The organism is Mesorhizobium sp. RSR565B, assembly GCF_054719465.1.
Map to the genome: position 1 here is coordinate 175,873 of NZ_JBTTIE010000001.1, position 13,661 is coordinate 189,533.

The following is a 13,661-nucleotide window of genomic DNA, read 5'->3' on the forward strand; positions in this document are numbered from 1 at the left end:
GGAAAGAGAGAGCGGCCTTTTGATCTTTCTTTTGAAGAATTCACTCGAATTTATGCTAGGCCCATGCCCTAATGACAAGCCGCCAGCTTGCATTGGTAATATTTAGAAATCCACCAGTGTCTTTGCGTGTAATCTGAACGGCACTAGAAGCCTGCGACCCAAATCTAACGACCATATTTGTAGCATCGGGAACGACACTTAGGCCTCGATTGGTGCTTGCTTCGTGCGATCCAATCGAGACAGGTTCTTCGTCTCCAATAGAATAGCCACCCTCAGCAGTGGTGCACTGTAAGAATGCAAGGTAATTTTTCGGCTTCACCCCCAGCCCATGAGCCAACGTCAGCGACCCGCCGGATGTGATCGTCTGTTGCGGGCTTTCATAAAACTTCTGAAGCAACGCCGTGGACGACTGGACATAGCGTGCATCCTGTTCGGCCTGCGACCATTGCAGCTTGATCCATCCTCCCCAGGCACCGCCAGCCTGCCTGCGCCGCCATAGCTTTTGGTCTGCCGCCGTAGTGTCGTTGACGAAATCATGCACCGTCTGCGTCCGGTAGCCAGTGCTTCCGTGCGCTTCCACAAACCCCAGGAACCAATTTACGCCGTCTGGCGCATTAGCCGCCGCCGAGGCCATATACCAGCCGTTGTCCAGGGCGTTGTTCCAATCGGTGATCGTCTGCGCGACGACACCGAGGTTAGGTCGGCTATCAAGTTTCAGATCAAACCCAGCCTTGACGAACCCCGTTGTAGCCAATTGCGTGGTATTCGTTCCAGGCGCTGCGGTCGGCCCCGTTGGCGTCCCGGTAAATGTCGGGCTGGCCTTCGGCGCCAGGCTGGACACCGCGATCCCACTATCCTTCCCCACCTTGCCCGTGGTGCCCGCGAAAGTGACAATATTGTCGGTTGCCGAAGACGCAGGCCCCAAAAAATCTCCTACTCCCGTCCCGTCGGCGCCTCTGTCGCCGGTACGGTCGAACATCAGCCAGATGCCGTTGGCCACCGTCGGCAAAGTGCCGGCGCCGCTGACATAGGCGAGCGTCAGTTTGCGGTAGCGCGTCGCGGCCATCAAATCGTCGCGCAGTTTCACCACCTTGCCGTCCTTTCGGTGAAAAAGCCTGAATTCCTCGAACCAGGGCAGCAGCGTCGAAAACACCTTGAAGCGGCCGGATTGCATGCGGTCGAGCATTTCCATCAGCCCCGCCTCGACCGAGACCGAGCCGTCGGCGAAGCGGGCGTGGCCCGACAGCATGTTCAGCCCGTGCGCGGCGTATTGTCTGGCAAGCGCGGTGCCCGCGCCTTCCAGCGTCTCGCGGCGGCCGTCGCGCGGCCAGGCCCAGGGCAGCCACTCGCCCCACGGCTTCAGGGCCAGTACCTGCATGGCCGGCGTCTGCTGCGAGGCCCGCGCCGCCTTGGAGATATAGACGACATCGGCCTCCGTATCCCAGGCCAGCTCGACCGCGGCCGACGGATGGTCCCAGCCGAAATCGAGGGCGCCGATCCGCGGCCAGTAGCGCGGCAGCCGGAACGGCTCGCAGGCAATCAGCTCCTCGGCAATCGGAAAGATGCGGCCGGAGCCCAGCACCGGAATGCCCTTGGCCCTCGCTTCGCGCTCATGTTCGGGATAGGCGGCGATGATCGCGGCACGCTCGTCCGGCGAATAGTGTTCGACGTCGTCTATGGTCATGAAGGTGACGTGACGGGTCATGCAAGCATGCTCCAATAGAGTGTGGCCATTGATACCAGCGCTCATCAATGCGAAGCTGACCCAAGACTTGGGGGAACACATGATTCGGATTGCAATCGTTGTCGGCATTGCCGCCAGTGCATCGGCATGCACCAGCCAGGCGAATGTTCCTTACGATACTAGTAAAAAAATCTGCAGAACCCGTACCGATCCAGGAACAGGGTTCAAACGCGAGGTCTGCGTCCCCGACACTCCCAATCAATCCTGTATGCTCTATATATATCAGTATACCGGTCGAGAGAAAATATTGTGCGGCCCATTAACGCGCAAATCGTCAACCGCCGAAGGTCGTGCCAGGCAACTTGCCGGCACCAAATACCCCTGATTCGACTTATCAACTGGGTTTGATGCGGATCACCTTTGGCGCCTGCGCATCCATGAACATGTAGCACCTGCCAAGCAGCGCCTTTTTGCCGAGCTCATCGAACACATTCTGCCCCAGCGGCGTGATCAGCACCTCGCCCGTAGCCAGCCCATCCTGGTGGCGGGCCTCGATCTCTTGCCAATGCGCATTCGCAACGTCGGAAAGCACGACATTGAAGGCTGGATGATTGTAGCTGACCAGCACGTTGCCATCATCCATGTCAGACGGCTTCATGTCCGGGTGATAGTTGTAAATCATGGCAAGCGTCTGGATGGCGGCCATGGCTGCCGCCTCATCGGACAGGCCGGCTTCCGTCAGCACGCAGGTGCCGTTTCAAGGATGGCAAAGTCACGGCCTCTGTCGAAGTAATAGCCGAACCGTTCCTCGATGCGATCGATGGGTTGTGAAAACGAGGGTCGCCATTTGGGCACCTGGGGCTTTGATACCTCAGCACCACCCGCCGGCGACACGACAAGCGAAGACAAACCGCCTGTCAATACCTGCCGCCTGTTCATGGACTTGGTTCCTCGACAACCTGGCCACCAGTCTAGTCGCGGTTCGCAATTCCGCAACGCGCCGAAACGGGAAAGCTTCGCTCTCATCTTTTCCTTTATCGCTTTATGCGGTAGGTCTTGCCGTGCATCGGCGACATCGATGCGTCTGGGCTGGTGCATTCTGCGCGGCCTGTACTCTACGCGGGTGGGACAGCCACTCTTTGCCATGACAGATCTATTCGAGGCGATGCGCCTGTCCGCCGAGGACAGCGAGGTTGCTCATCTTTTTTTCAGCGAAGGCGGTAAGATCCTGCTGCCACTCGGCAAATCGACAAATGCCATGACAGGTCAGGAGATGCTGGAGCGGCTGCTGTCGTCCCCGCATGATGACGATGGCGCGCTTGCCAACGACCTTCTCGGCGAGCTCGGCAAGACGGTGCCGTTGGAAAGCCTTCGTCTCCTGCTGACATCTGCCAATGCTGAGACGCGAGCGGCGGGTGCGTTTATTGCCACCTTTCAAAACCAGAACATAAGTTCGATGGTGGGTGAGCTGGCCGCGCTGCTTGGGGACAGCAACCCGCGCACGCGCTTCGATGCCGTGGAGTCTATCTTGCGATGCAGTACGCGGAACGATGGTCAGCATCTCGCGCAGGCGTTGTTTGCCCTTGATGATTATCACGATGGTGTACGCATGGGAGCCGTCAAATTTGTGCGCTTTGCAAAAGACTGGCAGTTAAAGCTTGCGCGTCAGCACGCCGCGTTGCTCAGGCCGCAAACGCCGTTTTCGGCGATCGCCGATATCTCCGGGCAATGGCGAGGTGATGCATCAGGCATGATCCGTGCTATGCTCGACCATTCAGAGCCGGTAGTGCGCCGTTACGGCTTGGGGCTGGCCAGCCGGGCGAGGTTGGTCGTTGTTGACGCGTTCGTCGAATGGGCGCAGGCGTCCGCCGATCCTGAAATCAGCAAACTGGCAACCGATTGCATCGAGCACAACCAGATATCGCACCACGCCGTATGGCAATCATCGTTGCCGGCAATCGCCTGAGGCACCGCTGATCTCGGGGTCAAGATAGCGACGTGACAGGACGTAGAGCCTGCCGAACTGATTCAAAGTAATGTCGTATGATGTTGTCCGCGCACGATATTTGCGCCGGGCGTGGCGGTTCTTACCTTCTCCCTTTGTGGGGTGAGAAGCGGTCCGCGTGGCGGACGAAAAGCCAATTGCTTGGCTTTTCGAGCTTCGAACGCCCTGAGCCTGCGAAGGGCCGGGTGGTGGCCGATCCAACCTGCCGGGTCCCCGCTGCTCCGCAGCGTCCCGGCGTTCGCCGGCCTTTCGTCGTGCCACTGGCACGACGAATTCGCTTCGCGAACCAGCTGCTCACCCCACAAGGGGGGAAGGGAGAACCTCCTGCGCCGTCAAGAACCGCAGCACCACGTCGCTCATGCCAAGCAGCGGCGTAAACGTCACCATGGTGATGCCGCCCGTCGCGTTGGTGCGGGTCAGGCCTTCGGAATAGATATCGAGCGGCGGCTCCTCGTCGAACCAGACGCCGTGCAGGGTTTCGCCCTGCCACTTTTCGCGGCCCTTCTCATAGCTCTTGAACGACAGCACCGATTCATCGGCCTGCACGTCGCCGCCGCCGCCCCAGCGCACCACGATGCTGTCGAGCGCGCCCGGCGCGCCGCGGCCCATCGTGGTCTGGCGGATGGCATCGGCGGGGATCATGCCGGTGCCCCATGCCGCCTGCTGCTGCGGCGGGCCGACCAGCACGCGCTGCGGGTTGTCTCGCGTGCCCTCGCCGGTCACGCCGGCAGCCCATAGCCTGACGGCGGCGTCGAAGGTCTTGCCCTGCCACCACGCGGGATAGCGGCCGGTGAGATGCATGGCCCATTCGGCGCCGCCGGCCCTGGTCTTGCCCAACTGGTTGCCGGCCATGAACAGACGTTCCCGGTTCTGCGCGCCGGCGGCGTGAAACTGCGCCTGCCTGGGATAAGGCCGGTAGGCGGCAAGCTGGTTAGTCCTGCGCCTGCGGTCCAGCTCCTGCAGCAGCGCCAGATAGTGGCGGCGCGTCTTCAGGCTGGTCGCCAAACGGCCCGAGGACGGCTTCGAGGCCACGGATGCGGCGGCGGATCTCGTCATCGCTCAGGGCTTCCAGATTGTCAGATGAAACATGCAAATCCTTGGCCAGATCCTTGGGTAGCACCGATTGCACGATCTTCAGATACTGGTCGGGCTTGTCGGCCCGGACCGCGGCAATCACGCCGGCGCCATGGGCGCTGAAATCGGCGCGAACCGCGTCGAGGAAATCATCGCCAAGCGTCTTCTTCGTCCGCTTCGGCTTGGCAGCGGCGGCAGTCGCCTTGCGGCCAGGGCGCGCACGCGGCGCCGTCCGGTCAGCCATGATCCGAGATCCCGGCGGGCTCGGCGGTAGGTGCCTGTTTCGCTGGCCGCTTGATCTTGCCGGACTTGATCTTGCCGGACTTGCGCCGTGCCGATTTTGGCCCTGACCGTGTTGGGGCGGCCTTGCGGGCTGCATCAGCGGCCGGCGCGTGGCGCTTTCCGGCAGACGCGGCTTTCAGGCTTGCCCTGGCGATCGCCCTTGCGTCGTGCGCGCCGCGCGGAAAGCCGAAGCCGCCGATGGCATCGACAGGACCACCGCGAACCATGCCGATCAGCACGCCCGGCACGACCGGCTCGATACGGCCGATGCGCGCCTGCGGGGCAGCGCCCTCGAACACGCCAATGGCGCTGACGACCTCGCGGCCGTCATCGTCGGTGATGATGGTGGCATAGCGGTTGGACAAGGGAGGCCTCGCGGATAAGGCAGAATGAACCGAGGATAGCGTTCCTTCACGCCCCCCTCTGTCCTGCCGGACATCTCCCCCTCAAGGGGGGAGATTGGCAGCTCCAGGGTCGCGACCAATTTGCAGCGCTGACGATTGGCGAAAGCAAGGCGGCAGTCCGATCTCCCCCCCGTGTGGGGGTTGAGGAGTGGTCCGCGCAGCGGACGGAAAGCCAATTGCTTGGCTTTCCGAACGACGAACGTCCGGCAGGCCAGAGGGGGGCTGTCCCGCCGACATCCGATATCCGCACGTTGTGGGCATCAGGAAAACAAAACCCGCCTCGTGGGCGGGTCGGTGGCGCAAATCAGCACCATGGACAAATCATAGCAAAGCTGCCCTCACCCGTCAATGCAGATAAGAAATAATTCCTACTCCGGTCAAAGCCTCGTCCTTGGCGGCGGCGCGCATTGCGCGAGGGCCGCATCGATGGGATGCTGGGTCTCGTCGGAGAGCGAAATGAGCGATGTGACCAGTCACTATGGCAGCGGCGGCATTGTCGAGCGCATCCTGTCGGCTGTGCCGGACGCAAAGGCCGGCAGCCTCGCAGCCAAACAACTCTATCCGTTCGATCAGCTTCATGGCCGCGAGCTGATCGCCACGCAGGACCATGCTGCGCGTCTTGCGCCCTCCGCCGGCGATCGGGTTCTGGACATCGGCAGCGGCATTGGCGGCCCGGCCCGGTTCCTTGCCGAGACCTATGGGTGCAGCGTCGACGGCGTCGACCTGACGCAGGCGTTCGTCGAGGCATCCCGCCGATTGACCGAGCTCTGCGGCCTCGGCGACAAAGTGCGTTTCCATGAGGCCGATGCGACAAGGCTGCCTTTTGCGGACGACACATTCGACGCGGCGATCTGCTTCTATGTCGGCATGAATATCGCCGACAAGGCGGCGGTCATCGGGCAAGCGTGGCGCGTACTGAAGCCGAAGGCCAGGCTTGTCTGGACCGAGGCGGTGCTGGCGGACGGCGAGCCTCACTATCCCTTGCCTTGGGCGGTGTCGGCTGTGGCCAGCCATCTCGTCGACCGCGAAACCCTGAAGGCTCTGTTTGCTTCAGCCGGATTCCAGGTCGACGACGTCATCGACGAAACCGGCGATCACGTCGAGCTGGCGTTGAAACGGGCAAATTCCAGCATGGTTCCGTCGCCCGCCCAGCAGCAGGCCAATGAGATCGTGCTCGGCGCCGAGTTCGTGCATCGGCGAAAAAACTACATAAGCAGCCTGAGCGAGGGAAAACTCGCGTCACTGGCCATCATCGCTTCCAAGCCGGCCTGAAACAAAAAACCCGCCTCGGCGGCGGGTTGGTGGCCCAAATCAGCAACGTCGACAAATCATAGCATAGCTGCCCTCACCGGTCAAGATATGTCAGGAAAGAATTCCTACATCGACATCGATCGGAGACTCGGCGATGCTAGCGCTACCACATCCGGCGTCAAGTCATATGCATATGTTCTAAAGTGCCATGCCGTCGGCGGATGTTGTCTGATAATTTGTCCTTTGGCATCAAGGGGGCAAAAGAAGCCATGTCTGAGGACAAAATCCGAAATATAAATCTGACCGCCGACATCGTCGCGGCATTCGTGCGCAACAATTCAGTGCCTCCGGATAGCCTGCCGGCGTTGATCGAGAGCGTCAATGCAGCGCTCGCGGCCGTGGACAATCCCGTTGCTCCGCCGCAACCTGCGCCTGAGCCCGCGGTCAACCGCAAGCGCTCGGTAACGCCGAATTTCATTTACTGCCTCGAGGATGGCAAGAAGTTCAGGTCGCTGCGGCGTCATCTCGGCTCCGCCCATGGCATGACGCCGGAAGCCTATCGCGCCAAATGGGACCTGCCCGGCGACTATCCGATGACGGCGCCCAGCTACGCCGCCAAGCGCTCGGAGCTGGCAAAGGAGTTCGGGCTCGGCATCAGGACACCCGAGGCCCCGGCCGCCAAGGCGCCGGCCAAGAGCAAGACCAAGGCGTAAAGGCACGCCCCCTCCGTGCCGTACGCCTGCTGGAGGACGATCGTGGTGGCCGGAGAGCCCAATGACGTTCGCGTGGAACGTGTGGACCGCCGCCAATGGGCGGTGCTGGTTGCCGAGAATGGCACGGTGACCCAGCATCTGTTCATGGCCCAGGAAGCGGCCGAGGAGTTTGCCGACGGCGAGCGGACAAGGCTCGGCCTTCCCGCCAGGCCGCCGGCGGCGGATCCGCTGGCCTGAACAGTCCTTCAACGGGCTGCAGGATACAAGACGCAGCCTTCGACAGGCCGTCTAGCGACTGGTCATTAGCTGGCTCTTATGGAATCATTCCACTCCAACTCGGGGGAGAGCGGGATGGACAAACCAGCCATGGCATCCGTGTTCAGGATGCGGCAAGCGCCAGCCACTGTTTCGGGCGTTCGCAGCGTCGGCCAAGGCCAGGCCGATCCGGTCATCGGCAGAAGGCCGCTCGGCGAGGCGATCCGCTTCGTCATCGACGCCCATCCCCATTACGACATCAGCTGCGTTTCGATCGCCTATGGCGACGGCTCGGCCCCGCGCCTCGGCAGCCGGGAGGTCAAGGCGCTGTGGGCCGAATATGGCCGCCGCTGGATGGAAGAGTAGCGCAGGCCATCGGCCGACGCCTATCGCTTGCATCCCCGTCCGGATCGTAACAGCGGCTCATGCGTTGAGCGTGAGCCAAATGGGAGCAACAGCCATGAACGTCGCCAATCTGCAACTCGAAGGCCTGCTGATGGCCGTCGCCTCGATCAATCAGGTGCTGGTGCGCAAGGGCCTGCTCACGGTGGAGGATATCGACATTGCGCTGCGCAAGGCCGAGGCCATCGAAACCGGCGAGGAGCGGTCCGACGGCATGTCGGAGTCCAACCGCGACGCCGTCAACTTTCCGATCCGACTGCTGGAACTGGCCAATCAATGCCAGCCGGAGGCGGACATGCCGTCCTTCTCGAAACTGGCCCGCATGGTCGGTCAGATGAAGGAACCCTACAACGACCAGATGTGAGGCGGTCTGCCGACGCGGGGCCTCACCCTCGGCCAATCTTCGAGGCCAGCACGCTGCCCGGTCCATGCACGGCGGCGAACAGCAGGCCGGCGGCGAACGGGAAATGGGACATGAAGGCGCCGAACTCGGCCTGGTTGCCGGTCCAGTGCGACGGACCGTGGAAGGCAAAGCCGAGGAAGACCACGTAGACGGCGGCGACCAGGGCGGCCGGCGTGAAGAACGCTCCGGTCAGCAAGGCGATCACCAGCAGCGTTTCGAGGATCGCGGCGCACCAGGCCAGAAACAGCGGGAACGGGAAGCCGGCGGCGGCGATGTAGCCGGCGGTCATGTTCATATCCATGAACTTGAAGGCTGCTCCCATCGCGAACATGGCGGCCAAGGTCAGGCGGGCGATGAGAATGGCCGCGGTCTGCCACGGCGATTGAACGGCTTCCATGATGTGCTCCAAAGGTTTGCAACGGGTTTCGCCCCAAGGACGGGCGCCACGCCGCCGATCCTACACCAGCCCGCGAAATTCTTTCGCGGCAAAGCCGGACCTCGCAAAAGGAGGCGCTTGCAATCCTCTTGCCGCGCGTGGCCGCTCAGAGCTTCGCCATCAGCTCCCGCCCCAACCGTTTCGGCGGCTCGGCGCGCAGCACCACATTGGTCGTCACCGCGCCGTAGCGGCCGATGGCATCGACGATGCTTTCGAGGTCGGGCGGCGACGGCACGACCACCTTGACCAGAAAACAATCCTCGCCGGTCACCCGCAGCACCTCGACCACTTCCGGCATGGCCGCGAATTTCTTCAGGCAGGTCTGGATGTGCTCATGCGTGGTGCGCAGGCGGATCATGGCCATGGTGCCGAGACCGAGGGCGGTGGGATCGATCGCGGCCCGGTAGCCGGCGATGATGCCGCGCTCCTCCAGCCGCTTCACCCGCTCCGACGTCGCGGGCTGGGACAGGCCGACGCGGCGGCCGAGTTCGGAAATGCCGATGCGGCCATCCTCCTGCATGATCTCGATGATTGCCATGTCGGTGGGGTCGAGCCGTGGCCGGTAATCGCCGTTTGCCATGAACACCTTCAATCCATCGGAATTCTTCATCGCTTTCCGATGATCTCTCATTCCGCGAACAAGGAGAAGCCCTAGGATTGGGACATCATCTGCGGCGAAGAAACAGGATTTTCCATGACCGACTTCATCATTCTGCCGGGCAGCGGCGGATCGGGCGAGGCCCACTGGCAGACACGCTGGCAACAGGCCGACCCGGCGATGCGCCGCTTCAGCCCGGCAAGCTGGGAGCTGCCGGATTTCGACGACTGGGTGGCGGCGCTGGACGTCGCGGTGTCACAGGCACAGACCCCGCCGGTGCTCGTCGCCCACAGTCTCAGCTGCCTGCTGGTCGCGCATTGGCAGGCGGTGTCGAGCCGTCGGATCGGCGGGGCGTTTCTGGTTGCGGTTCCCGACCCGGCCTCGCCGGTCTATCCCGCTTACGGAATTCCCTTCGCCGATACGCCGCGCGGGCCGCTTCGCTTCCCCTCGCTGATCGTGGCCAGCACCGACGATCCCTATGATCCGAACGGCTATGCCGGTGAGAAAGCCACACAATGGGGCAGCGAACTGCACATCGCCGGGCCGCTTGGTCACATCAACAGCAATAGCGGGCTGGGCGACTGGCCGGCGGGAATGGAGCTGCTGACGGCCTTCGTGAGAGACAGACAGGCCGACCACGCAATCGCACCGTAGGCGCCCGAAGCGTGCGCCGCGGGCTTGCCCCAGCTTGTCCCGCCAGCTATCTCTCGGGAGGGCGTTTGTGAGGGAGCCTGCGAATGGTGTCCGTCCGATATCTGGTCCGCGATGTCGATCTGTCCATCGCGTTTTATACGAGCCATCTGGGCTTCGCGCTGAAGCAGCAATTCGGTCCGGCGATGGCCATCCTGACGCGCGGCGACCTCTCGCTCTGGCTCGCCGGTCCCTTGGCGTCGGCAGCCAGGCCGATGCCGGACGGCCGGACACCCGAGCCGGGCGGATGGAACCGCTTCGTGCTCGAGGTCGAGCAATTGCCGTCAATAGTGACTAAGATGGGCGAGGCCGGCGTGGGGTTCCGCAACCAGATCGTCGAAGGTCCGGGCGGGCGACAGATTCTTTGTGAAGACCCGTCCGGCAACGTGATCGAGCTGTTCGAGCCCAGCTAGGCTTCGGCCGTCGCCTCGGATTCGGCGCCGGGCTTTGCCTGGCCTTCCCACTGCCGCTCCGCCTCTGCTTTGCGCTTCGGACAATCCTCGTAGTCGTGCTCTCGCGAACCGCAATAGGAGCAGCATTTTGCCGGCGTGTCGGTTCGAAGCATTGTGGCCATGCACAAGAATGCACGAAAATTCATCCGGTTGCAGCAGCGTCCGCGACGTCGCTGCTCGGATGCGTGACCGCCAGCCTGGCGACGCCGCTCAATAGCCGCCGACGATCGGCAAACTCTCGCCGGTGATTAGCTTGAACATTGCGGCCAGGAACACATAGGCCGGCGCGATCTCCTCCGGCTGGGCCGGGCGCTTCACCGGGGTCTTGGCGCCGAACTGCGAGACATCCGCCGCCTGCTTGTCGGACGCGAGACCAGCAGAAGGGTTGGCGGCAGACATTGCGCGCGGCGCGTATTCGTCCGGCCTATATCAAAGTTAAATGCGGATGCTGGGGGTGAGGTGGTAGGTGATCGCGATGGGGGGACTCTCAACGCGCTCGAGGTGTCCCATGGACGTTCGAAATCTGATTGCCAAATTGTCAGCCGCGGTATTGCACCGCCGCGCCGCGTCTTCGCCGATACTGTTCAGGCCGATCCGCAACTCGCTCGCCGACATCCCGTTGAAGCCGGCGCCGCGGCCGCCTTATCGTCCGCATCGGCCGATCTGGCCGGCAAGCAACATGTAGCTCGGCGGGCTGCAACCAGTTTGTGATTTCCTCGTTTATGGCGATCCCGTTTTCAAGGAGGCAAGTGATGAGATCGATCCGGGCGAGGCGCGAATGGTTTGGATGGTGAGCGCATGAGCCGTTTTCTGCCCCTGACGATCAGATTCGTGGACGGCAGCGCGATGACGGTGTCGTCGATCGCCGACGCCAGGAGGGCGCTAGGCGGAACATGGAAGAACAAGCAGACGGCGGCCTACAAGGCGGCCGACAGGCTGGTGGACGACGCGTTGAACGGCATTTGCCGCCCGGACATCGCCTTTGCCGCTTTCCAGAATGCCGCCGCCCAACAGGGCTTGCTGAAGCCGGCCAAGCCAAGTGCCGCCCTTGCCATGCTCGACGAATTGGCGTCGCTGGATGGGCATCGTTGAAAGACCGGCTGACGGATTGCCGGCGATGTCATGGCGAACGCCGGATGGCCTATCTCGGCTCGCGATTCATGCTGAGATATGTCGGGTCGAACTCGGCGATTTCCACCAGCTGCTGCCAGTCCAGAATGGTCACCATGTAATTCGCCCAGCCGATCACACCGATCTTGCGCAGCGCGCCGATGACCCGGTTCATGTGGACGACCGAAAGCCCAAGCACATCGGCCAGTTCCGCCTGCGACAGGGGAAGCCGGAAACTCATGCCGTTGGTCTGCTTGACGACCTGGAGCCGCACGAACAGCTCGCACACAAGATGCGCCAGATGCGAAGTCTTGGACCGCCGGCCCATGGCCACGATCCATTCCCGATGGATGGCGCCATCGACGAGCGTGTCCAGCCAAAGCAAGCGGCTGAGATGAGGTGCCTGTTCGGTGATCGTCCTTAGCCGACTGTGGTCGGCGGCGATCACCCGGCATGGCGACAAAGCTATAATGCCATGGTCCATTGTCTTGAGCAGGAAGGCGTGCAAATCGACAAAATCGCCTGGCACCTGCAACGAGGTGAACTGGCGCCCGCCATCCTCCAGCACTTTGTAGCGCGCCGCCAGACCCTCGATGATGAGCGTGCTGTAGCCTGGCCTCGATCCCTCGGAAACGATGTCCTGACCGGTGGCAAAATCCATCTCGATGGTCATGGCGGCGGCCAGCAGCCCCTTTTCCTGCTCGGACAAAGCGTCATGCTGGCCAAGGTTGAGATAAAGCGGTTCTAGCATCGAGGATCCAGTTCGAGATTTCGTGGACATTCGTGGCCTAGCCAAACGCCGGAGATCGGGTGCGGTTGCAATCGGCCGGCACGGCGACGGCTCCTGGCAGGAAATCTGCTCAGGACACAGTCGCATGGAACCATGGGTGCGGGTTGGGATTTAATCCATGTCGCTCAAAAATGGCCCCGATTTTGAGACAACGACATGCATAAAAACACAGACCTGAAGCGCGTCGCCTGCGCCCTTTCAACCGCGACGCGCTTTAGCGTTCTCCAGCAGGGACTTGCACATATGGAACGGTTCTACTTCGACTTGTACAACGCCGAGACCCAGATTGACGAAGAGGGGCAGCTTTTTCCCAGCCGGGAGCGTGCGGGAGCCGAAGCGCTGCGCATATTGCACGATGTGGCGCGCGACGAGATTCCGGAGGGCGACCACCGGCGGATCACTGTCAAGATGCTGAACGAGAACAGGGAGCAGATATTCGAAGCGTCGCTGACCATGGCGTCGCTGTGGAGTTGAACTCGTCGACCCTGTCGAGGACTGTATGGAACCTCTTGCCCTCCCCTCTGTTTCCTAAGGAGGGCCAGCGGCAGAAGCTGCACGGCTGATTGACTGGAGGCATCTATGTCCTTGCAAAAGCTTCATCCCGAGCAGGTCGACGACACACGCAGGCTTGCCTATTCGACCTTTGCCCCGGCGCTGATCGGTTCGCTCACCAAGCGTCTGGCGCGGTGTCAGGGCGTCAAGGAACTGGGCGCCCTGGAAAAGTCGCTCATCCGGCTGATCGAAGACTCCGATGTCGATGGGCCGCAAGCCGAGGCGATGAAAGAGTTCGCAATCGAACTGGTGGTGTCGACGATATCGGAAGCCCGCGCTCACCCCGACACCAAGAGCGATGTCGAAGCCGTTGGCGAGCGCCGCGCCGAAGGCCGCTCCGAGAACCCGCAGACGCTCGAGGAGCAGTTGCAATCAGGCCTCGAAGACAGTTTTCCGGCCAGCGATCCGCCCGCCGTCGTCTCGACCGCCATTTCCGGCGCCTCGAAGGACCTTGTCGGCACCGACGAGGTGTTGCGCCGCAAGAAGGAGGCGGCGCAACGAAAGCAGGAAAAGGCCGACGCCGGTTAGCCGGACAAGTCGCGCCAGCTCGGGCGGTGAGA

General features: G+C 62.2%; 21 protein-coding genes and 1 pseudogene. 12 read left to right on the forward strand and 10 right to left on the reverse strand.

The features are described from left to right. Nucleotides 1-55: 55 nt before the first annotated feature. Entirely contained in the window at nucleotides 56-1,705 is a 1,650-nt protein-coding gene (locus ACYG9R_RS00875; RefSeq protein WP_023824482.1) for a terminase large subunit domain-containing protein, read from the reverse strand. 373 nt (nucleotides 1,706-2,078) lie between these two features. After that, on the reverse strand, nucleotides 2,079-2,390 hold the full coding sequence (locus tag ACYG9R_RS00880) for a hypothetical protein (protein WP_155922511.1): 312 nt from the start codon (nucleotides 2,388-2,390) through the stop codon (nucleotides 2,079-2,081). A 114-nt stretch (nucleotides 2,391-2,504) separates the two neighbouring features. On the opposite strand from ACYG9R_RS00880, the gene ACYG9R_RS00885 reads away from it, so the two are divergent. Next, a complete protein-coding gene (locus ACYG9R_RS00885) occupies nucleotides 2,505-3,650 on the forward strand; it encodes a HEAT repeat domain-containing protein (RefSeq protein ID WP_155922510.1) in 1,146 nt (381 codons plus the stop codon). A 333-nt stretch (nucleotides 3,651-3,983) separates the two neighbouring features. On the opposite strand, the gene ACYG9R_RS00890 is transcribed toward ACYG9R_RS00885, so the two are convergent. From ACYG9R_RS00890 to ACYG9R_RS00900, 3 genes are read right to left on the reverse strand one after another with little or no spacing between them, the layout of a single operon-like run. Further along, entirely contained in the window at nucleotides 3,984-4,721 is a 738-nt protein-coding gene (locus ACYG9R_RS00890) for a terminase large subunit domain-containing protein (protein WP_245260097.1), read from the reverse strand. Then, entirely contained in the window at nucleotides 4,621-5,007 is a 387-nt protein-coding gene (locus ACYG9R_RS00895) for a hypothetical protein (RefSeq protein ID WP_023671450.1), read from the reverse strand. The genes ACYG9R_RS00890 and ACYG9R_RS00895 overlap by 101 nt, the downstream gene beginning before the upstream one ends. Then, entirely contained in the window at nucleotides 5,000-5,410 is a 411-nt protein-coding gene (locus ACYG9R_RS00900; RefSeq protein WP_023671449.1) for a hypothetical protein, read from the reverse strand. Before ACYG9R_RS00900 ends, ACYG9R_RS00895 begins: the two co-directional genes overlap by 8 nt. A gap of 495 nt (nucleotides 5,411-5,905) precedes the next feature. On the opposite strand from ACYG9R_RS00900, the gene ACYG9R_RS00905 reads away from it, so the two are divergent. From ACYG9R_RS00905 to ACYG9R_RS00925, 5 genes are all read left to right on the forward strand, one after another. Continuing rightward, complete coding sequence (locus ACYG9R_RS00905) at nucleotides 5,906-6,721, forward strand: class I SAM-dependent methyltransferase (protein WP_023693742.1); 816 nt, start codon at nucleotides 5,906-5,908, stop codon at nucleotides 6,719-6,721. 248 nt (nucleotides 6,722-6,969) lie between these two features. Beyond that, nucleotides 6,970-7,413 (forward strand): Ros/MucR family transcriptional regulator, encoded by a 444-nt coding sequence (locus ACYG9R_RS00910; protein WP_023671447.1) that lies wholly within the window; start codon nucleotides 6,970-6,972, stop codon nucleotides 7,411-7,413. Nucleotides 7,414-7,485: 72 nt separating this feature from the next. Further along, nucleotides 7,486-7,650: a hypothetical protein gene (locus ACYG9R_RS00915; RefSeq protein WP_023685951.1), complete on the forward strand. Its 165-nt coding sequence runs from the start codon at nucleotides 7,486-7,488 to the stop codon at nucleotides 7,648-7,650. Between the two features lie 114 nt (nucleotides 7,651-7,764). After that, on the forward strand, nucleotides 7,765-8,034 hold the full coding sequence (locus ACYG9R_RS00920; RefSeq protein WP_023671445.1) for a hypothetical protein: 270 nt from the start codon (nucleotides 7,765-7,767) through the stop codon (nucleotides 8,032-8,034). A gap of 94 nt (nucleotides 8,035-8,128) precedes the next feature. Next, entirely contained in the window at nucleotides 8,129-8,434 is a 306-nt protein-coding gene (locus ACYG9R_RS00925) for a hypothetical protein (protein WP_023671444.1), read from the forward strand. 22 nt (nucleotides 8,435-8,456) lie between these two features. On the opposite strand, the gene ACYG9R_RS00930 is transcribed toward ACYG9R_RS00925, so the two are convergent. Beyond that, nucleotides 8,457-8,870, reverse strand: a complete 414-nt coding sequence (locus tag ACYG9R_RS00930; RefSeq protein ID WP_023700688.1) for a DoxX family protein — start codon at nucleotides 8,868-8,870, stop codon at nucleotides 8,457-8,459. A 145-nt stretch (nucleotides 8,871-9,015) separates the two neighbouring features. Continuing rightward, complete coding sequence (locus ACYG9R_RS00935; protein WP_023671442.1) at nucleotides 9,016-9,519, reverse strand: Lrp/AsnC family transcriptional regulator; 504 nt, start codon at nucleotides 9,517-9,519, stop codon at nucleotides 9,016-9,018. Between the two features lie 84 nt (nucleotides 9,520-9,603). Here ACYG9R_RS00935 and ACYG9R_RS00940 point away from each other — a divergent pair, with 84 nt between their 5' ends. Both ACYG9R_RS00940 and ACYG9R_RS00945 read left to right on the forward strand, forming a co-directional pair. Continuing rightward, nucleotides 9,604-10,161, forward strand: a complete 558-nt coding sequence (locus ACYG9R_RS00940; protein ID WP_023697757.1) for an RBBP9/YdeN family alpha/beta hydrolase — start codon at nucleotides 9,604-9,606, stop codon at nucleotides 10,159-10,161. Nucleotides 10,162-10,244: 83 nt separating this feature from the next. After that, nucleotides 10,245-10,610, forward strand: coding sequence for a VOC family protein (locus tag ACYG9R_RS00945; protein WP_023753167.1), 366 nt, complete (start codon nucleotides 10,245-10,247; stop codon nucleotides 10,608-10,610). On the opposite strand, the gene ACYG9R_RS00950 is transcribed toward ACYG9R_RS00945, so the two are convergent. Both ACYG9R_RS00950 and ACYG9R_RS00955 read right to left on the reverse strand, forming a co-directional pair. After that, a complete protein-coding gene (locus ACYG9R_RS00950) occupies nucleotides 10,607-10,762 on the reverse strand; it encodes a hypothetical protein (protein WP_155923296.1) in 156 nt (51 codons plus the stop codon). The genes ACYG9R_RS00945 and ACYG9R_RS00950 overlap by 4 nt on opposite strands. 97 nt (nucleotides 10,763-10,859) lie before the next feature. Continuing rightward, nucleotides 10,860-11,015, reverse strand: a pseudogene (locus ACYG9R_RS00955) (short-chain dehydrogenase); the annotation flags it as partial. A 142-nt stretch (nucleotides 11,016-11,157) separates the two neighbouring features. Here ACYG9R_RS00955 and ACYG9R_RS00960 point away from each other — a divergent pair. Continuing rightward, nucleotides 11,158-11,334, forward strand: a complete 177-nt coding sequence (locus tag ACYG9R_RS00960) for a hypothetical protein (protein WP_023671438.1) — start codon at nucleotides 11,158-11,160, stop codon at nucleotides 11,332-11,334. A gap of 113 nt (nucleotides 11,335-11,447) precedes the next feature. After that, the gene (locus ACYG9R_RS00965; RefSeq protein WP_023685943.1) at nucleotides 11,448-11,741 is read left to right on the forward strand and encodes a DUF982 domain-containing protein; all 294 of its coding nucleotides are present in this window, start codon (nucleotides 11,448-11,450) and stop codon (nucleotides 11,739-11,741) included. Nucleotides 11,742-11,790: 49 nt separating this feature from the next. Here the strand turns inward: ACYG9R_RS00965 and ACYG9R_RS00970 are convergent, their stop codons facing one another. Continuing rightward, nucleotides 11,791-12,510 carry a Crp/Fnr family transcriptional regulator gene (locus tag ACYG9R_RS00970; RefSeq protein WP_023671436.1) on the reverse strand — a complete coding sequence of 240 codons (720 nt, stop codon included), beginning with the start codon at nucleotides 12,508-12,510 and terminating at the stop codon, nucleotides 11,791-11,793. Nucleotides 12,511-12,705: 195 nt separating this feature from the next. Here ACYG9R_RS00970 and ACYG9R_RS00975 point away from each other — a divergent pair, with 195 nt between their 5' ends. Further along, nucleotides 12,706-13,023, forward strand: a complete 318-nt coding sequence (locus ACYG9R_RS00975) for a DUF6894 family protein (protein ID WP_023753170.1) — start codon at nucleotides 12,706-12,708, stop codon at nucleotides 13,021-13,023. 105 nt (nucleotides 13,024-13,128) lie between these two features. After that, a complete protein-coding gene (locus ACYG9R_RS00980) occupies nucleotides 13,129-13,629 on the forward strand; it encodes a hypothetical protein (RefSeq protein ID WP_023693749.1) in 501 nt (166 codons plus the stop codon). Nucleotides 13,630-13,661: the final 32 nt, after the last annotated feature.